Genomic DNA, 18,168 nt, shown 5'->3' on the forward strand with positions numbered 1-18,168 from the left:
AAAAAAAAGCTCTGAAACCCTTGCTATGACTGGCTTTCAGAGCAAAATCGCTATTTGGTACAGAAACTTCAAAGGCGGGTCATTTCGAGCCGCAAATCGTAGCTGGTGGCGTCCTGAATATCTGCTTCCAGGGCGGCCAGATCGGGCTTGCTGGAAACAGTCAGACCGTCATGCTGCAGCACGCGGATCTGGCCTTCCAGGCGCGGCATCATCGCCTGCAAAGCGCAGGACTCCGCACCCTGAAGGATATGGGCAAGTAGCTCTCGGGGTGGTCTGTTCAGCGCGATCTCCCTGCCGGCATCGTTGACCAGTACCGCCTTTTTCGCCGTGCGGCAGGCGTAGTCATCAATAATTGCCCGGCCTGCCCCGCCAACTTCCTTGATCAACGCCACCAGCGGCCCGTGCGCCTTCAGGCGGTCAACGGCATCGTTCCCTATCCGCTCAGCCACAGCGCGTTTGTGTGCTTCTGTGGTGCGTGCCAGTGTTGCGCCATAGATGGCGGCCAGCATCACGAACTTGGCGTCCTCACGGCTAATACCGGCAGCCAATGCCACTTCGGCGCGAAACGCACGCTTGTTGTCCAGGTAATGCCGGATCATGGGAGTGGCCACATCGAGACGGCCGGCCATTTGCGAGACCAGCGACCAGTGAGCATTTGAAATATCCACGTCATAGCAGTCAGCCAGGGCCACGCGCCTGACCTCGCCCACGCAGTTCTGCAGGTTCAGCGCCCCCTCGGCATACAGTCGGCCGGCATCACTCTCGACATAGGTTGTCGGCAACATAAAGCCCGGGGCACCGGAGCTCACAGCAGCCAGGTACAGCTGCCCGGCTTGGGTTCTTGCGCAATGTGCCCGCCAGTTCGAGGCTTCCGGGCCAGACTTGGGGCCAACGCCATCGCGTATCGCCTGCCATCTCTGGATAACCCAGTCATAGCCTGCAGGGCAGGGAGTGCCGTAGAGCCAGTGGTCAGCCACTCGCTGGAACTCGTGGAGCCGGTCGCCGTCCACCTCCACCAGGGCTGGCAGATGGTCACGCCGGAATCGGGTCTTTTTGCCGGTGCTAGTCACTGATCTAATCGCGTCCTTGGGGGTGCGGTAGGGTTTGCCGTTTTCATCATCCAGGCCAGTGCCGGGCTCGTGCTTTCCTGACAAGTACGCCTCCAGCAATTCGCGGCCACGTTCTGCCACGGCCCAGCCGGCCATACTCTTGCCCTTCCGGGCCTTTAATCGCAGCTCGAACCAGCCCAGCGCCTCGTTGATCTGGTCAAATCGTGCGGCGCTGCCGAACCAGGCGGCTTTCTGTCGCCACGGGATCGGGTTTAACTCGGCATCACCGGAGTTATGCCGGTATCGGTTGCTGCTCATTGACCACAGTATCATGGCCAGCTTCTGCTGCTCGCCAGGTGTCAGCTCGCGGAACTCTCCGCAATGCTGCAGCAGCCACCGCTTGAAGGCGCGGGGCAAATACCCACCTACCTGTGATTTCAATATCTTGCGCGCTATCGCCATATCGCAATTCCTTCGCGAAACCGGCGCAGCTCGTATATACTGGTGCCAGTTTCGTCATGCAGATCGAAACACTCTGAAGCCCGCATAGCCGCCACAGCAAATGCGGGCTTTTTCTTTTTATCCGTGTCGTTGGGGCGTCATGGAACCGTCCAGAAACAAAAGCTGGGCGACGTATTCACGCAGAGGGCGATAACGTAAGAGGGGTGCCGGCCGATCGGCCAGACGAGGGCGTTCTTCGATGATGTGCATAGTACCAACTCCCGGCGTTGTGCTGTTGCTGGCAGCGCCTGGGGCGGCTATCATGCACATGCAACACAACTCCAATGTGTAAAAAAGCGCCGCCCTCCGTGCAAGGTCGGCAATTTCGAGCTGGTCCTCTTGGTCTGGCTCCAGAAAGCCAGCCCTGGCGGGGGCTGGTTTTTTTGTGCCTGCTTCGTTGGTCCTCTCCACAGGCAATGGAGCTGTGGCCATGATACCGTCACCGGCATAAAGATCCAGCGACACGCGTTAATTCACCCGCCCCAAAATCACCTTTTAATTCGGCGTGTAATTCGGCGTGAATTCTTTTTCAACACCCCTCAAAGCCTCGCCAACACTGGCTTTTAAACCTGCTCTCAATTCGGCGTGAAAACCGCAAGAGTCAAAATCAGCAGTGAGAAAAAACGGCGTGTGAGCCCTCGTAGGCGCGATATGATGATTTGGCATCAGGTTCATGGCTTAGGGTTGATGCGTCACGGAGCGTGTTAGGCCCCTCAATTGAGGGGCTTTTTTTATGCTCTCACGGCAATAGGTTGTCGATAATCGCCTCAAAATTATTCATCTCCACTTCCTGATCACACAGATACCGGAATACCGCACGCGCCTCGCCCTTTGAGCGGGGGCGAATTTCTGCCAGCAATGATTCGGTGAAGACCTGGCGAGCGAATAACTCTGGCGGCCCATCACTGCCAGTAGCGGCATTCCTCAGCCGGTATATATCGTGGTGAAAAGCCAGCTCGTACAAGCAGTCTTCCAAGGTGCGCGGCATCAGCTCCGTGTGTTCACGGAACCGGTCGGCGGCATCATCGTTATCAACTCCCCCATACTGACCCTCTTTTGCCCCCTTCAACACACGCACACAAAAGCGATCGGCCTCTGTCACCATGTCGGGATCGCCACCAAAACGGGCGGAGGCCTCGGCCCTGTTGATAGCCCTCTCCCTCGCCCGCTTGGCGAGGAACTCCAGATCTGCGAAGTTGAATGAACCAAAGGCGGCGGCCATGTTGTTACCGGTGCTGGCTGACAGGAACTGGGCATAACGGCGCTCAAGCTCCTTGGCCGGGGTCTTGATACGAGAGGCGGCCTTCAGCGCCTTATCAATGAAATCAGGGTGTTCCGTCTGGATCAGCTCCCGCAGCCATAAAATGGCGTCTAGCTCCCGATCGCCAGTGACGACTCGTTGTGCAGGTAGCTCGACAGCGGCCACGTTGGTGGCGGCTGAGCCTGTCATGGGCGGAAGGGTGAACAGTGCCCGGTGCCTGGGGTTGTCGGTGAATGCGCCGGAACGGCGGATGATGGTTTTCACGGTGCCCACGGGCAGGCCGGTCTTGCTGGCCACCTCGGCAACTGTGTGCCGGCGGCGCAGTTCGATAACCTGAGCGCGGAGCTGATCGCTAATAGTGCGGGGTCTGGCCACTGTTTGAATCCCTTGGCTTCAAATGTAGCTGCAGCATAGCACAGTTTGAAACCATTGGATTCAATAGATGCGCGTCAGGTTGGCCAGAAACGAGAAAGGGGTTACGAAAATCGCAACCCCAATCAAAAGACGCTGGGTAGAAATGCGGAGGCGCTCGACTCAGCCGGTGCTGCTGCTCTTAACCTTCCCGCCCTACTCCCTCGTGAGCCGTCACTCGGGCAGCGCCTGACCACAGCATAGCGAACTCAGCTCATGCCGGAATAAGCGCCGGTGACGATGTGGGCAATGTGCCGATCAGGTAAATCGCGGGACACCTCGCGGGGTGCCTCACCGCCCTTCTTGCTACTGCCAGCATCAGCCCGCAAGGGCATGGGAATGCTGGGTGCGGCCGCCACGGCGGGTGCTGCTGGCGGAACCGTCATGGCGGCGGCCACAGCGGGCACCCTGCCTGCATCCACGCTGGCCGCAACCGGAGCCATCATTTGGCTGAACCGGCTCTCGGGGATACCGGTCACGCTGGCCGGCTTGCTGCTGACAGCTGACCCTGGCGTGCCGGAAGAGTTACCCGCAACCTCAAAGTCACCCAGCCCGCCCGGCGTCATTTCGCCGGGGAAGGTCATGCTGCCGCTGGGTTGATTGGCAAGCCTGGCCGGATCAATATGAACCGGCTCGCCGCCGTGACCCATGGGCTCATCTACCCAGGCTAAATCCTGCTCCAGCTCAGCCAGTAGCGCCGCTTTTTCTGCTGGGTCGGTGATCTGTCGGTATCTACCTTGTTGCACCTCCTCTTTCGGCGAGGCCTGCGCCACCGTCACCGGCTCTGTTGTCGGGTCAGGAGCAGGGGTTGGCACGGGTACGCCGGGTTTAACCGGTTTGTCGCTGTATTCGGCAAGGTATCGCGTGTGTTTGGCCTGCCGATCGGCCAGTCCGTTGGTTCCGCCGTTGATCTTGCGGGTAACCGCCTTCACATCGCCACGCTTGGCGGCCTCGCTTAACCCAGGCCTTTGCTGCCAATACCACGTGGCAACCTTGGCTGCAACCTCGGGGTCGGCTGCCATGTCCGGGTTGTTGACCAGATCAATGCCCAGATCACGGCTGGCTGCTTCGTAGTTGCTGCGACCAGTCAGTTGAGTAAAGCCGCGCCCCCGGAACCGGTGCCCATCCCCCGGCTCAGTGTTGCCCAGGTTCTTGCGGCCCCATTCACCGCCGTACATGGCTTCCGCCGTTGCCTCTGGCCCCTGCTTCAGAATGGCCCTGGCCTCGTCCACGGTACTGATCCCGGCGCGCTTGCCGTATGCCGACAGAAACTTGTCGGGCTGATACTTCAGGTTTTCTTCCAGGCTGGTCAGGCCGCCAGACTCATGATCCATCTGCGCCATGAACATGGCCTGTTCGGTAGGGCTGGTAATGCCGGAAGCCGCCATCTGCTTTTCAAGGGCCGCCTTGTTAGTGGTGTAGTCTGCGCTGCGCTTCACTGCACGGTAAGCGCCGGACACGCCGGTCGCTTCACCCACAGAGGAAACGGCTCCATGAAAGGTATCCGTGGCCCATTTCCAGGCATCACCAACGGAAGATTTAACCGTGTCTGCGGCCTCGCCCAGGGTCTCCTTAACGTCAATGCCGGTTTTCTCTTTGAACCAATCATTGAATTTGTTACCCACCTCAGAAATGGAATCCCACATTTCGGACAGCTTGCCAGTCACGCCGTCCCAAGCTGATTTCATTTCATCAACAGCCGTGCCCCAGGTGGCAGACAGCGTTTCAGCGGTCTTGTTCCAGCCTTCCGACACCTGATCCCACGCCGTCGAAACATGACTTGAAGCTGTGTCCCATGCTTCGCCCACCCTGGCTGATACGCCGCTCCACTTTTCACTGACGCTATCAGTGACCTGGCCCCACAAATGGCCGGTAAAGGTAGTCATGTTGCTCCAAGCATCCGACATCCCTTGCACAAAGTTGGAGTCGCGCAACTCAGACACCCATTCACCGAACTGGGCACCAATCAGATCACCGGCAGACTCGCCCAGCCAGGCACCGACGGCAGCGCCGACAATACCACCGACAATATTGCCCACCACCGGCACCACAGAGCCCAGCGCAGCACCGGCAGCGCCGCCGGCCATGGCACCACCAAGAGAGCCAGCGCCGCGACCAATTGCCGCGCCGGTAGCCACATCCTTTTCAGCCCGGGTGCCCTCGCTGTTTTCGGAGTCATAAACGTCCTTGGCCATAAAGCCCATGCCCAGCAGGCTACCCAGCACCGGGATCCGCCGGGCAAAGCGGCCCGCACCCTTGATAGCACCTCCTACTTTGCCCAAACTCTTGCCTGCACCACGGGCTGACGCGGATCCGGCAGTGCCAGCAGCCCCCGCCGCCGCTCGGCCTGCCCGAACACCGGCCCCTGCCTTACCGCCCAAGCCAGTGAGCCATCCCGGCAGCCGATTGAGAATGGCCATGGGCAGCAGCGCCTTGAGCAGCCCCCTTAGAAGCTTCATAAACGGTGCCAAGACGGTAGAAAGCAGGCCGCCTTTTTTCTTGCCACCGCCCTGTTGCTCTTCAATGTCTTCCAGCAGCTCTATGGTGCGCTTGTCGGCCTTGGCATTAGCCTCACCGGACGTGCGCAACTGCCGCCACAACCGACGGAGCCAACGTTCCTGGCTTTTGTCTTCCTTGCCGCCCATGATCTTGCCAAAGCCCCGACTCAGCGGCTGGGCCACCTCGTTAAAGGCCTTGACGGCGGGATCCGCTTCTTCGTTTGCTGCTACGGTGGCTACAGCTCCGGCCACTCGCTCGCCCATGTCGCTGATAGCACTTCTCAAGCCCGCCCGCTCAACAGCTCCGCCAGAACTATCACTGGTAACTGGCCGGTTGTGCCCTGACGCCTCTTCACCACGAGCCGGTGCCGTAGCTACAAACCGGCCTTTGGCGTCGCGCCTGCGGCCACCCTCTCCCTGCCTCTCGACATGGACGGCACTTGCCGCTCCGCCCTGCTCACTCTCGCTGCGGTTGTTAACTGTGACGATGGTATCGCCGGCAGTCGGGCTTGTAGTACCCGCGACCCCGCCGCCCTCTCGGGCTGCCGGCATCACCGCCGGTGCCCGCTGCACCTCCGGAGTCGATACCGGGGCCACTGCATCAGTCGGGAAATCAAGACCCGATAGCGTGGCCGACTCGGAGCGCTCGATAGTAGCGCCATGCTCTCGGCTGACTGCACTATCGCGGTCCGATGAGCTGACACCCGCGATCTGCGTAGTAGTCTCAGCGCTGTTATGCTCGCTTTCTCGCTCAGTGCGCTGGCTGGCACTTTCTGGTGTTACAGCCGCGGCTGGCGTTGCAGGTGTGGTGCCGCCAGCATCCTGACGCTGCAGTATCGCGCTGCTGCTGCGGTCGCTTCGGTCACCCTGATGCAGGTGACTGTCTCCGCCCTGCTCACTCTCGCTGCGGTTGTTAACTGTGACGATGGTATCGCCGGCAGTCGGGCTTGTGGCACCCGCGACCCCGCCGCCCTCTCGGGCTGCCGGCATCACCGCCGGTGCCCGCTGCACCTCCGGAGCCGATACCGGGGCCGCCGCGTCAGAAGGGGAGTCAATATCAGACAATGTGGCCTTTATGGCTTTCAGCTCACCCAGAATCTGCCCTAGGGTATCGGTGATCTGCTCCGAACCCAGCCGCTCACCAACCAGAAAACCTTGCTCGTCAGCTTTCAGCATGTCGCCCCCTCATTCAACACAGCGTCACAACGGGACAGTCCGAAGTCGCTCAGCCGGTTGTCATGGATGAACTCGTCACGCACTCGCTCCACCAGGGATTCATCGACGGTGCCGTCCTGATCCAACTCCAGTAACCGGCCCAAGAACGCCGCTTCAATCACAACGGCCAGGCGGCCACCAGATACCTTGCTAGTGGTACCCCGATCTTTCAGTCTCCGGTAGTAGTCTTCGCCCAGCGCCCAGAACATGGCGTAGGCCTTCGGGCTCCACGGCCCTTTCTTTGATTCAGTCATTGCTCTCTCCAAACTCGTTGTTGTCGTGGGCGATCACCACCTCGTCACCCCGTGTGGCTCCACCACGTTCGCTGTCCAGCAGCAGACCCATACGCTCCGCCCGGCTTTGCAGTGCAGCGCGCTTCTGCTCGGCTTCCTGCAACACCTGCTCATACACCTTGTCCATGGCCTCTCTGTCCACCAGGGCAATGGTCGGCTTCTCCACCAGTTCCACCTTGTCTTTCCACTGCTCTGGAGTCCGGTTCTTCAGCCACAAACGGGCCGCGCCCACATCTGGCGGATAGTGCTTTTCGAGCGGGGTGATCACCGGCTGCCCCTCGTGCAGGGCAATGTGAACGTCCGGCACCACAGCGCCTCTTGCCCGGTTAAACAGGGCCTCGGCTACCTCGGCATCAGCATGGATCCCACCCCTCGCTATGGCCTGCAAAAACTCCGGGTACTCCTGCTGCCAGTGGTAGATAGTCCGCTCGCATACATCAAACGCCGTGGCCAGCTGCTCTCGCGTCAAACCCAGCAGCGCCAAGCGATACGCCATGCCGGCGAACTCAGGCCGGTAGTCAGTCGGGCGTCCAGGTTGCGGGGTTTCGCTGGTTACGCTGGGAGTAACTTGGCGTAACCTCGGGGTTTCGCTCGGAGTAACCTCGGCTGACCCCTTCTTCTCCCACCCCTCCCTTGCCGCTCGCCTGGAAACGGCCACTCTGCTGACCGACAAATCCAGCTCCCGTACCAGCCAGGCATAACCCTCTCGCGGGTCGGATTCCCAGGCTTCACGAGCCATCTGCCACTGCTGGCCGTTCATCTTGGTAGCCATGGCGTCACCCTTTCGGCCTGATCACTGCCCCCGTCTTCGGGCAACGGGGCAGCTTGTCACCTCTCGCCACGGCCTGATAGGCCGAAATTGCTTGTCGAGAACGAGATACCTGCGCCTGCAGCCGTTCCAATTCCTGTTCAGCCAACTCATTCCGCTCTCTTTGCTCTTCAGTCCAAAGTCGGCTCATGTCTTCTGGGGTGCGATGTGTCATTGCGTCACTCCCTGCTGCTCATGCTCCTGCCGGCGGCGTTCGTAGTGCTCGGCAACTCTGTCCAACAAGGACGTGGTGAACATGGCTGCGCCGGTTGCCGTGATACCGCCACAGCCACACTCGAACAGCGGTAACACGCGCTCGAACTCCCCCAGGTCATCCGGCTCTTTGTTGTTACTGGCCATCAGCTCGACCACGGCACCAGTGGCAATCTGGGTGCATTGCTCCACCGTCAGATCCCGCGTGGTGAAACCGCTCTCGTCGGTAATGCGGGGAGCGCCGGCAGTGCGGATCAGGTGTGCGTGAAAGGCAGCGCCCAGCCGGTCGAATGTGGCGCTCTGTGCGGAAGTGAAGGTCATGGGGAAATCTCCTTGAGAAGCAGGGCGGCAGCACCGCCCCATGGTTTCAGCGGCCCAGCAGGCGCGACATGACGGACTGGCGGGGCTGGCGTTCAGCCTCATGAATGGCAGCCGGTACCTCAGTGGCAGCCTCCACCTTTTCGGCAAGATCCGGCGATTCAGCCTCTTCGGTTACCGGCTCTTCATCACCGGCCAGCTCGCGCTCCAGGTCCGGCAGGTCCGGCCATTTACGGATAGCGGCGGTGCGGTAGTTGTTGGCGTCTTCCAGGGCTGCGGCCAGTTGATCACGCAGGCTGGCCAGCTCCGCCTGCATCTGCTCCACATCCGCTTTACTCGGCTTGGCTTTGGCTTCGGCATCCAGCTGATCGAGGCCCAGCGCGACCAGCTTTTTCACGTTTTCACGCCGCTGGTTATCTGAGGCCGCAATGCTCCGCTCAAGGCCTTCCATCTGCATCCTGATTTTTTGTGGCTGCTCGCGCAGCTGGTTCATCTGGTCGTACAGCACCGTATTCAGCACCGCCAACCGGCTCCGGCTTACCTCTCGTCCAGACTCGGCGGCGGCCAGCCGCTCTTGCAGCAAGCTCAACAACATATGGTCTTGGGCTACAGCAGCTCCCTCATCAAAGCCGGTCTGCTCCAGAGCGGTGATTGCAAACTCGGAATGGCCGGCCAGATTCGCCAGGCGGCGGGCAGTGGTGGCGATCTCGCTCCACACTCGGGGCAAGTCCAGCGCGTGGTGATCTCGGGCATTGGCGGTCACCATGTCCTCTCGGTCGGCCAGCTCCAGAGCCACAAGGCGCTGCTCTTCAGTGAAATGGTGGTCGTCACGCAGCTTACGCGCATCAAACCCACCCAGACGGAAGTGCTGGGGAAAGGCGTTAACCAGCTCTGCGGTGCTGGCGGTTTTCAGGTCAGTCAGATTGATAACGGACACGGAGTTTCTCCTTCTATGGCATTGGGAATAGCGTTACGGGTGCGAGCCACGGCGAGGCGGCATTCTTCGGCGGCGGCGACTAAAGGGGCACCGGCACGCAGATCTTGGAAATCGTTAGGGTTTAGCTTTTGGACGCGCTCAAGGGCGGCGGTCAGGTCTTCGGCGGTACCGATCAGGTCAACGAGCAGCGTCTCTATGGCATCTGAACGGGCTTCAATGGCGGCGTACTTCTCGGCCAGCTCGGCACGGTCGGAGGCCTGCCTGGCGGCGGCACTGATCAGCCACTCCCGAAAGCCAGGCTCGGTGTTATCCAGACTGGGATCTGAGCTGACGCCCAACAGGAAGTCTGTGCTAACGGAGAGGAGCGAGCTGGCCCGGACGATGGTCTGAGCGAAAGCAGACTCGCGGCCCTTCTCGATAGCCATGTAACGGGCCAATGGCATTCCCAGCGCATCAGCCACTTGCTGACCAGACAGGCCGCCAGCGGTCATCCTGGCGATACGGAGACGCCGGCCTACCTGCACGTTAAAGGCGGCGGATTTGCGGCGGGTGTTGCGATACGAACGGCGGTTACCGGTCATCATCACCCCCCTCGTCATGCCGCTCGGCAAAGGGCAGCAGCCGCTCCAGCCGGCTTTGCATCCAGAAAGTGGCGGCGGCGGGATCTGGCGGCACAGTAACAGTGACAGGCACGGCCACCAGCTTGCCGTCGATCACCTCGGCCTGCTCAGTGGTGTAGCTGAAGCCGGTCGCGCAGCGCAGCAGTTGGGCGGCGACCTCGGCGTCTGCAATCAGGCCGCCGCTATCAATGGCAGCGGCCAGCTCGGGGTGCTCCCGCTCCCACTGCGTCAGACCGTCCAGGTCGGTTCTGAGCTCGGCGGCGATCTGCTGCCGGCTCAAGCCCAGCTTGGCGAAATTGGCGGCCAGCTTGACGAAGCCGGGGCGGTAGTCGCTGCCAGGCACACGGGGGCCATGCAGGTAATCACCCACCGGATCCGGCTGTACAGCCTCACGCTTGACCCAGCCATCACGGCCAGCCCGGGCACGGATAGTGTGCCGGCTGACCGGCAGGTTGAGGGCGTCAATCAGCCAGGCATAGCCGGTGCGCGGATCACGCTCCCACGCACGCCTCACCTCGGCCCAGTCTTCGTGACTCAGTTTCATGCGAATGCCCTCCGCACACGGTTGATGTCGCGGGCATACACGCGCTGGACGGGGCGGGAAATGGCCTTTTCGCGCTGGTGGTGAGCCATCAGTACATCGCTGACGGCATTGGACAAGGCAGTGAAGCCGGGCAGGCGTGAATACTGCTGTGTGAACCGGTCGAAGGCGCGGCCCAGCTCCCGAACTGCGATAGTTGTGTCGGTGTGGTCAGTCTCGACCAGATGGAGCAGCCCATTTATCTGCCGGGCGTCCCGTTCGTACAGATCCAGGGCAATGCGCTGTACGCGATCGGCACAACCCCGCCCATCAAGATGTTCGGCCAGCATCAGGCGGCCCAAGCTGACGCCGTAAACCTCGGCGGCGCGCTTCAGCACCCACATGGGGATCTGAGCGCTGTGCCGGCCGCTCTCGATTTTGCTCAGTTTGGTGCTGTTGGCGTAGCCGATGCGCTGGGCTGCCTGCAACTGACTCATGCCAGCAGCAAGGCGGGCAGCTCTCAGTCGCTCCCCTACTGCTTTAGCGTAGGCGGCCTGCTGTTCGCGTCCGGGTACTGTCGGGTTCTCTGCCATCTGGTCCTCCTGTCTGTGGATAGACACAGAATGCCCGTGGCAAAAAACCCGATTGCTCCGATTTTCCTGTTTTGAACAATGGCGGTGAATTTTTCGTGTTCTCGGTGATTTCTCTCTGGCTTTTGGTGTGCTTTGGGTGAGAGACACAAAATGTTCTGTTTTAAATGGTGATCAGAAGTTATGAGGCCGGTTTTTTGGCCATTTTTTGAGGTTTCGTCGAAGCACACCCAACTGACGAGCAAGAATGGTCATGATGACCATGCCTTCTGTATAGCAAGGGAGGATTAGCGAAAGCAGCTAATCATTAGCAGAAACAGCTAAACAATCATTAGCAGAAACAGCTAATGCCGGTGTTGTCATTTTGACAATGGCCACTGCTGATTTTTCAGCGGAGAGGGCGGCCCGGGGTATCCGCAGATTGCGGCACCCCCACCTGCAGGCACCGACCAACCCAACGACCAGCCAACCGTCCAACCCTGCGACCACCCCCAAAAATCGCCGGAGCCCTTGCCCTCATTGGGTTTGAGTGAGCCTGAAAATGAAGGCATCGACCACCCCAGCGACCAGTCTACCGACCAACCCTGCGCCCTCGGACAAGAAAACTTAAAAACACATTTGCGATTTTACGATTTTCTGTAAATACTGAGAAACGACCAATCATAAAGGCGCACATCATGATCATCGGACTGCTGAATCAAAAGGGCGGAGTTGGCAAAACCACCTTGGCCGTCAACCTCGCCGCCGAACTGGCTGGCACCGGAGCCAGAGTGTTGCTGCTCGATGCAGATCCGCAGGGCTCGAGCCTGGACTGGGCTGCCGCTCGTGAAGGTGAGCCACTGTTTTCTGTGGTAGGCCTGCCCAGGGCAACCATTCACAAGGAGATCGGGGCCCTTGGTCGCGACTATGACCATATCATCATTGATGGCCCGCCCCGGGTCACCGATCTGGCTCGCTCCGCCATTATGGCCTCCGACATGGTGCTGATCCCTGTGCAACCCTCCCCCTATGACGTCTGGGCCGCCGCCGAAGTGGTTAAGCTCATCGAGGAAGCCGGGGTGTACAAGGACAACCTGAAAGCTGCATTTGTGGTTAATCGTAAAATCGCAAATACGGCGATTGGACGAGATGTGGGAGAAGCCCTTGCCGGCTACCCGCTGCCAACCCTAGAGGCCAGCATCACCCAGCGCGTTATCTTTGCCGAGGCCGCCGCCCGTGGCCAGGCCGTGCGCGAACTCGACCCGAGAGGGCCGGCCGCCAAAGAAGTCGCGGCTGTGGCCACCGAATTACTGGAGCAGAATCCATGACCAAAAAAGTATCCTTTGGTGCCAAACCCTCCGCGCAGCCGGCCAACCCGGATCAGTGGGTGAAGGACCGCGCAGTCCAGGAGAAAGAGCCGACCAAACGGCTGACCATCGACATTCCCGAGAGCCTGCACCGGGCCATCAAGTCCCAGTGTGCTGCCCGTGGAGCCAAGATAGCCGACGAAGTGCGGGAGCTACTTTTACAGAAATACGGAAATCAGTAAAAACGCATTTGAGGAAATGGGATAGTTCAAGGAGCGACATGAGACATTTCACACGGTATCTAACTCTGGCCGCCGCCATTGCTGCAGCACTCCCCGCACACGCGGAAGTCAAACAGTCGAAGTCGGGGATTTGTCACCCGCCCGAAAGCCGGCATTACAAACGGACCAAGAGTTACCGTCCGTTCGATACGCTACAGGCATGTCTGAACGCAGGTGGCAGGCTGCCAAAGGGGATCACCATCAACCAAGAGCCGCAAAAACCTCAAGACACCGGCTACAGCCGGGCTCAGTTTGGCCACGGCTGGGCTGATACCGACGGCGACTGCCAGAACAGCCGCCATGAAGCACTAATCGCCCAGTCCACCGCACCAGTGCGCTACAAGGACGGCAGGCAATGCCAGGTCACCGCCGGTCGCTGGATCTCACCGTTTACCGGTGCCGTGATACACGACCCGCGCAAAATGGACATCGACCACGTTGTCCCGCTGAAATGGGCTTGGTCGCACGGTGCAAACCGCTGGACCAGTGAAAAGCGGGAACGATTCGCCAATGACCCGGCCAACTTGCTGAGCGTCGAGGCGAGTTTGAACAGACAGAAGGGAGCCAAAGGCTTGGATGAGTGGCTACCACCAGCGAACCAGTGTCAGTACGCCCTGCGCTTCCTGCGTGTAGCCAAAACCTATCAGCTGGCCACGCCGGCTCACTATCAACAAATCAGACAAAAGCTGTGCAGTTAAAATCACCAAGGGGCGCAAAGGATGAAGAAGACATACATAGTCCGGCTGAATGATGGCACCGTTGGCACCATCTGCAGCGACGAGCTGCACGGCCTCGACCCTGATTTGTTCATTGGTGAGCCAGTCACCGTTCACCTGCACGACAAAAACGGCAACCCGATACTGGTAGAGGGTACATTGGCTGATGTGATAGAGGAGCAGAACGAATGAATGAAGACATTTACAGATCACCTGATGCTGGCTGCCCTGCGTGTGGTCGCGCCGATAAGCTAGATCCGATTTATCCGCTGATAAGTGAGGCTGCGGACGATGACGAGCGCCGGGAGTATTACAGGGAGATCGAATCTGGCGAAATAGAGCCCGAGGGGTTCGAGTGTATGTTTTGCGGGTACAGCACCCTTTGGGAGTGAATAAAGAACGCCGCTTTGTGGTTCAGGAGAATGTGGGCGGTAGGTGGATTACCCTGGCAAAAATCGACTGCCCGGATAAGACTGCCGCCCATCTGGCAGACCTGAAGGCCGTAGCGCCAGAGCTGGAGCCCGGCCAGCGTTACAGGGTTATCAGGGAAGGCGGCGGCGTCTAATCAATTAAAATGTCGATTTTAAAAAGTATGCCTCCCCATCCGGGTGGGCTGTGTGGGGAGGGTGCCGACAGGCCAGCCCCGGCGAAAACTACTTATTAAAATGTACGTTAAAAAAAGCATGGTTTATGGTTTTCGCCGCGCGTGTGGGGGGATAGCCAGCCGGCGAAAACCACAAAAGTTACACGACAAAATGTGTCTTTAAACAAGTAGTCAATCGGATGAAAAACAGACAGATATTATATGAAAGATAGGAATCATTCTTATCCTTCTATAACTTCCATTTTAGAAGGATAAAAGGATTCAGACAGCCAGATAACGGCCCGCAAAGGCCGTCAGTCGGGACTTGTGGGCATTCGGCAAGGCATTGGGTGCGCTGGCAAAGGCCGCTCTCAAAAGCGCGTATAGGTGGCCTGAATGGCCGTGAGAGCTGCCGCTACTTTTATCGGAATACTCACCAGTTAGCCGGCGGCTTCTGGTAGGTGCTGAATACTCGCAGGATCTGGATCTCATTACCCTGGACGCGGTACGGGATCAGAAAGTGGTAACGGGGGATAATCAGCTCTCGCGTGCCAGGAACGCGACCGGGCCGGCCCGAGCTGGGGAACTGCTGCAACTGCTCCATTACCTGTTGAATTTCAGCAGCAAAGCCAATGGCCGCCGCCGGATTCTCACTGGCTAGGTAGTCATACGCCTGATCCATGTTGTCCAGCGCCGTACGCAGCCACTTAATCCGCACGCGCACCCCACTTTCTCATTTTGGCCGCCACTTCTTCATCACTGGCAAAATCACCGGCATCAGCCTCTTCAATGGCCTGCTGAATTTCGGCAACCTGCCACAACTCCCGATCAAGGTAGTCGCTCACCGCCTGGCCAGCGTGCCAAGACTTGGTTCGGCCAGTAGCTTCAGCCAGCGCCGCCAGCTTTTGTTCAATGTCATCCGGCAACCGGACAGAAACCACGCTCATGTGATCACCCATTCAGATGTTTACCATGTATACATTGTATACCCAGTGCCGGCAGCAAGGAACTTCAGGCTTTCAAATCCAATTGTTGTCTGGACATGAAAAGCCCTGCTCCCCTGTCTCTTCGCTGCGCTTCGAGACAGGCTCGCCCTCCCGTCATCTTTATCAGATTTCAGGTGGATCCGCCTTGCTTCCCGCTATCGGCACCGCTTGCGGCGGCTGCCCCTCTCACGCGCCGGGAAGACACATCATCGACCTGCTGCCCTGCTTTCGTCCCCGCCATGTGGGCCGGACTGCCGCGCCGTTTTTAACGAGGTGGCCGTGGGTGGAACCCGTTTCCCTCAGTGCAGTGCCCCAGGAACGCGACTTCCTGGAAGGCTTGATGCGCGTCGCACGCTTGGGCCGTATTGTGAGAAATCCCCGTCATCGGCCCGACTACCGCGCCCAGCTCCCCGCGACAAACTCGTGATTTCCAACGGGGCGGGCACGCAAAAGCGCCCTTGGCGGTAGCCATGGGGACGACTGAGGTGCAACCAGATGAGGGTTTTACTTGAATTGCGCCACGGTGGGCGGCTAAACTTGAGGAACAGTTTAGGGGTTCGTCTGGTTGCGTCAGTCGTTCCCTCGGTTCAAAGGACGGCAATCCTGAGAACCTTCGAAGAACCCTCCCGGCAAGGAGGGTTTTTCGTTTCTGCGGCACAGCATAATTGATCTATCCCTTTGACGGCAATAGCGAAAAGCGGCCACAAATTGACCGCACTTCATCACGTTACGCCACTCTGACCAACCCCTCCCGCCTTTCTGACAGGGTTTCAACCCGCGCCAATGCTGAATCTGCGGCCCGTTGTGCTGTTCTGGCCAGTCCTTTCAGGATCTCGGCATTAACCTCATCGGGCATGAGCTGTGCGGCCATGCAAGTGGTGCGAATGGCGTCCAGCTCGGCGCTGATTTCGTCCAGGGTGTTGATCATATTGTTGTGCTCCGTGTTGTTTTTTATATGTGTTGTGCGTGCTGTGCTTTGCTGCGAATCACCGGCGCGAACTGGCCGCGCCATAGTGAGAGTTGTGCCCTTCATCACCGTTCCTTTTAGGTATGGCTGGAGTGAACCGAGAAAAAAGCGGCCTGAGCTGATCTTTTTGCGGTCAAAAAGAGCCCTGCTCAGACCGTAATTCAGAGACTATTCAAACTACGCAGTCTGAGCCTGCTGCCTCATGTCCCGGGACACCCTGGCCACGGTGGCGCGACTGCAACCGGCGATCTGGCAGATACGGGCATACGTTTTGCCGTCCTCCAGCAGTTCGGCCACGGTCGCGTGAAGCTCCTTGTTGACGGGCCGGCCACGATAGCGCCCCGCCGCCTTGGCCTTGGCAATGCCCTGAGCCTGACGCCGCCGCCGATCCTCATAGTCCTTGCGGGCAATGGCGGCCAGCATGTCCATCATCATGCCGGTGATCGCCTCCATCATCCGCGCCGTGAACTCGTCACCGCAGGTCATGAGCTGGTGACTGGTGGGCAAGTCCAGAGCGACCACGCGAAGCCCCTTCTGCTGGAGGATGCCGCGCAGCTGCTGCCAGTCGCTGCTGTTCAGCCGGCTCAGGCGGTCCACCTGCTCCAACAACATCACGTCACCAGGCTGGGCCACGTCCAGCAGGCGGAACAGCTCTGGCCGCTGCAGGCTCGCCCCGCTCTCGTTCTCAACGAACCAGCTGGCCACGGTCAGGCCGTTGTCCTGAGCAAACTGCTGCAGCTGCTCTTTGGCCCGGGTTGCGTCCTGCTCCTTGGTGGAAGCTCTCATGTATCCATATACTCGCATTGCTCAACCCTCCGACTTGAGCCCGGCCAGCACCAGGCGCAAGTCGGCGCCGGTCATTTTGGGCAGGTGGCAGCGTGTGCCAGTGGCAAAGGCCGCCTTCAGTTGTGTTACTATCACAGCGTGATTAACCATGGTGTTCTCTCCGTTGGTTGGTCATGGTGCCGGGGTCGGTCGCCAAACTTGCCCCCGGCGCTTCTTACAGCTCAGTCGAGCCGCAATTCCTCAAATTCCTTCAAAACTCCGTGTTTTCTCCCCCAATCCTCCAGCTCGAAATTGCCGGCCGTCACGGCGTTGGTCTTCAGGTCTATCGCGCACCACCGCCCGAACTCTTTGAATGCCGCTGTATCTGAGCGGTTGCGCCTGATGATGATCCCGTCAGCTTTCAATTTTCGGTTCAGGCGGGTCAGCAGGGCTCTTTCGGATATTGGCGTCTTCACGGTGTATTCCTCGTCGATTGATGGACACATCATAATCAAAGGCGTGAATCTGTGCAAGTGTGAATCTGTGCATTTGATTCATAAAGCCCACCAGTACCAGATAACGCCCTGTAAGAGCCTCTGAGCGTTTCAGGCCACCAAACCACCCAACCATGCAAGCACCATCACCAAAAGCGCAGGAAGGCCGGTTTCTGGCGGCGTTATTGCAGAAGCAGAAGCAATCATCGCACTCGGGAATGATGGGCTCACTGCAAGGGTGGGGCAGAATCTGACCGGGTCAAATCCTGACCGGGTACAGCGAAGATCTCCGACCAGGAATGGCACGGCAGTGTGCAGATCTTTACTTTGAGCATCATCAAGGGGTCGGATTTTTTTCCGACCCAACACCTTGAGCTGGCAGGCCACCTGTGGGTGTCTAAAAGTTTTCGCCCCTTGCCCTGCAGGCCTGTCCATTGTGCTGGACGCCCTTGTTTCAGAGAAGGCCGGCCATCACCCCCTGTCACGGAACTGGTGACACCTTTGTCACGGAACTGGTGACATATTCACTCGGTGCCCTGAGGAACCGGCGCTCAGGGTCTACTGTGCAGATCCGCACAGTTACCGGCTGCCAGAGCTAAGGCGGGATCCTGCCTCTGGTCATGAATCTGGGCTAACGGACCGATTGGAGGAGGGAGGTCATGTAGGTGAGCTAATGGGTAGGAAGTATTAGCCACAGAGAAAGACCAAAAAAAAGCTCTGAAACCCTTGCTATGACTGGCTTTCAGAGCAAAATCGCTATTTGGTACAGAAACTTCAAAGGCGGGTCATTTCGAGCCGCAAATCGTAGCTGGTGGCGTCCTGAATATCTGCTTCCAGGGCGGCCAGATCGGGCTTG

Annotated in this window: 21 protein-coding genes; 5 read left to right on the forward strand and 16 right to left on the reverse strand. The window is 59.1% G+C overall.

Annotated features, from left to right (window positions below; all coding sequences use genetic code 11):
* Window positions 1-68: 68 nt before the first annotated feature.
* The 10 genes from JKV55_RS02760 to JKV55_RS02805 all read right to left on the reverse strand — a co-directional run bounded on the left by JKV55_RS02760 (window position 69) and on the right by JKV55_RS02805 (window position 11,237).
* Window positions 69-1,511 carry a hypothetical protein gene (locus JKV55_RS02760; RefSeq protein WP_202082220.1) on the reverse strand — a complete coding sequence of 481 codons (1,443 nt, stop codon included), beginning with the start codon at window positions 1,509-1,511 and terminating at the stop codon, window positions 69-71.
* 778 nt (window positions 1,512-2,289) lie between these two features.
* A complete protein-coding gene (locus tag JKV55_RS02765; RefSeq protein WP_202082221.1) occupies window positions 2,290-3,186 on the reverse strand; it encodes a transposase family protein in 897 nt (298 codons plus the stop codon).
* Window positions 3,187-3,431: 245 nt separating this feature from the next.
* Window positions 3,432-6,896: a glycoside hydrolase family 19 protein gene (locus JKV55_RS02770; RefSeq protein WP_202082222.1), complete on the reverse strand. Its 3,465-nt coding sequence runs from the start codon at window positions 6,894-6,896 to the stop codon at window positions 3,432-3,434.
* Window positions 6,890-7,189, reverse strand: a complete 300-nt coding sequence (locus tag JKV55_RS02775; RefSeq protein ID WP_202082223.1) for a hypothetical protein — start codon at window positions 7,187-7,189, stop codon at window positions 6,890-6,892. Before JKV55_RS02775 ends, JKV55_RS02770 begins: the two co-directional genes overlap by 7 nt.
* On the reverse strand, window positions 7,182-7,724 hold the full coding sequence (locus JKV55_RS02780; protein WP_202082224.1) for a hypothetical protein: 543 nt from the start codon (window positions 7,722-7,724) through the stop codon (window positions 7,182-7,184). The genes JKV55_RS02775 and JKV55_RS02780 overlap by 8 nt, the downstream gene beginning before the upstream one ends.
* A 483-nt stretch (window positions 7,725-8,207) precedes the next feature.
* Window positions 8,208-8,570 carry a hypothetical protein gene (locus tag JKV55_RS02785; RefSeq protein ID WP_202082225.1) on the reverse strand — a complete coding sequence of 121 codons (363 nt, stop codon included), beginning with the start codon at window positions 8,568-8,570 and terminating at the stop codon, window positions 8,208-8,210.
* Window positions 8,571-8,616: 46 nt separating this feature from the next.
* The gene (locus JKV55_RS02790; protein ID WP_202082226.1) at window positions 8,617-9,504 is read right to left on the reverse strand and encodes a hypothetical protein; all 888 of its coding nucleotides are present in this window, start codon (window positions 9,502-9,504) and stop codon (window positions 8,617-8,619) included.
* Complete coding sequence (locus JKV55_RS02795) at window positions 9,486-10,088, reverse strand: helix-turn-helix domain-containing protein (RefSeq protein WP_202082227.1); 603 nt, start codon at window positions 10,086-10,088, stop codon at window positions 9,486-9,488. Before JKV55_RS02795 ends, JKV55_RS02790 begins: the two co-directional genes overlap by 19 nt.
* Entirely contained in the window at window positions 10,075-10,668 is a 594-nt protein-coding gene (locus JKV55_RS02800; protein WP_202082228.1) for a hypothetical protein, read from the reverse strand. The genes JKV55_RS02795 and JKV55_RS02800 overlap by 14 nt, the downstream gene beginning before the upstream one ends.
* Entirely contained in the window at window positions 10,665-11,237 is a 573-nt protein-coding gene (locus JKV55_RS02805) for a helix-turn-helix domain-containing protein (protein WP_202082229.1), read from the reverse strand. Before JKV55_RS02805 ends, JKV55_RS02800 begins: the two co-directional genes overlap by 4 nt.
* A 674-nt stretch (window positions 11,238-11,911) precedes the next feature.
* Here JKV55_RS02805 and parA point away from each other — a divergent pair.
* The 5 genes from parA (at window position 11,912) to JKV55_RS02830 (ending at window position 14,082) form a co-directional block, all read left to right on the forward strand.
* Window positions 11,912-12,541 (forward strand): ParA family partition ATPase, encoded by a 630-nt coding sequence (parA, locus tag JKV55_RS02810; protein ID WP_202082230.1) that lies wholly within the window; start codon window positions 11,912-11,914, stop codon window positions 12,539-12,541.
* Window positions 12,538-12,762: a hypothetical protein gene (locus JKV55_RS02815; protein WP_202082231.1), complete on the forward strand. Its 225-nt coding sequence runs from the start codon at window positions 12,538-12,540 to the stop codon at window positions 12,760-12,762. Before parA ends, JKV55_RS02815 begins: the two co-directional genes overlap by 4 nt.
* A 38-nt stretch (window positions 12,763-12,800) precedes the next feature.
* Entirely contained in the window at window positions 12,801-13,499 is a 699-nt protein-coding gene (locus JKV55_RS02820) for an HNH endonuclease family protein (protein ID WP_202082232.1), read from the forward strand.
* A gap of 21 nt (window positions 13,500-13,520) precedes the next feature.
* A complete protein-coding gene (locus tag JKV55_RS02825; RefSeq protein WP_202082233.1) occupies window positions 13,521-13,709 on the forward strand; it encodes a hypothetical protein in 189 nt (62 codons plus the stop codon).
* A 196-nt stretch (window positions 13,710-13,905) separates the two neighbouring features.
* Complete coding sequence (locus tag JKV55_RS02830) at window positions 13,906-14,082, forward strand: hypothetical protein (protein ID WP_202082234.1); 177 nt, start codon at window positions 13,906-13,908, stop codon at window positions 14,080-14,082.
* A 451-nt stretch (window positions 14,083-14,533) separates the two neighbouring features.
* Here JKV55_RS02830 and JKV55_RS02835 read toward each other — a convergent pair whose 3' ends face one another.
* From JKV55_RS02835 to JKV55_RS02855, 6 genes are all read right to left on the reverse strand, one after another.
* On the reverse strand, window positions 14,534-14,824 hold the full coding sequence (locus JKV55_RS02835) for a type II toxin-antitoxin system RelE/ParE family toxin (RefSeq protein ID WP_369409614.1): 291 nt from the start codon (window positions 14,822-14,824) through the stop codon (window positions 14,534-14,536).
* Window positions 14,808-15,047 (reverse strand): type II toxin-antitoxin system RelB family antitoxin, encoded by a 240-nt coding sequence (relB, locus tag JKV55_RS02840; protein ID WP_202082235.1) that lies wholly within the window; start codon window positions 15,045-15,047, stop codon window positions 14,808-14,810. Before relB ends, JKV55_RS02835 begins: the two co-directional genes overlap by 17 nt.
* A 766-nt stretch (window positions 15,048-15,813) precedes the next feature.
* Window positions 15,814-16,014: a hypothetical protein gene (locus JKV55_RS02845; RefSeq protein WP_202082236.1), complete on the reverse strand. Its 201-nt coding sequence runs from the start codon at window positions 16,012-16,014 to the stop codon at window positions 15,814-15,816.
* Between the two features lie 216 nt (window positions 16,015-16,230).
* Window positions 16,231-16,839 (reverse strand): recombinase family protein, encoded by a 609-nt coding sequence (locus JKV55_RS02850; protein WP_237332628.1) that lies wholly within the window; start codon window positions 16,837-16,839, stop codon window positions 16,231-16,233.
* A gap of 21 nt (window positions 16,840-16,860) precedes the next feature.
* On the reverse strand, window positions 16,861-16,989 hold the full coding sequence (locus tag JKV55_RS20060) for a hypothetical protein (RefSeq protein ID WP_255511232.1): 129 nt from the start codon (window positions 16,987-16,989) through the stop codon (window positions 16,861-16,863).
* A 71-nt stretch (window positions 16,990-17,060) separates the two neighbouring features.
* The gene (locus JKV55_RS02855; RefSeq protein WP_202082238.1) at window positions 17,061-17,294 is read right to left on the reverse strand and encodes a hypothetical protein; all 234 of its coding nucleotides are present in this window, start codon (window positions 17,292-17,294) and stop codon (window positions 17,061-17,063) included.
* Between the last annotated feature and the right edge of the window lie 874 nt (window positions 17,295-18,168).

The sequence above is a fragment of the Zobellella iuensis genome, assembly GCF_016746085.1.
Taxonomy (GTDB): Bacteria; Pseudomonadota; Gammaproteobacteria; order Enterobacterales; family Aeromonadaceae; genus Oceanimonas; species Oceanimonas iuensis.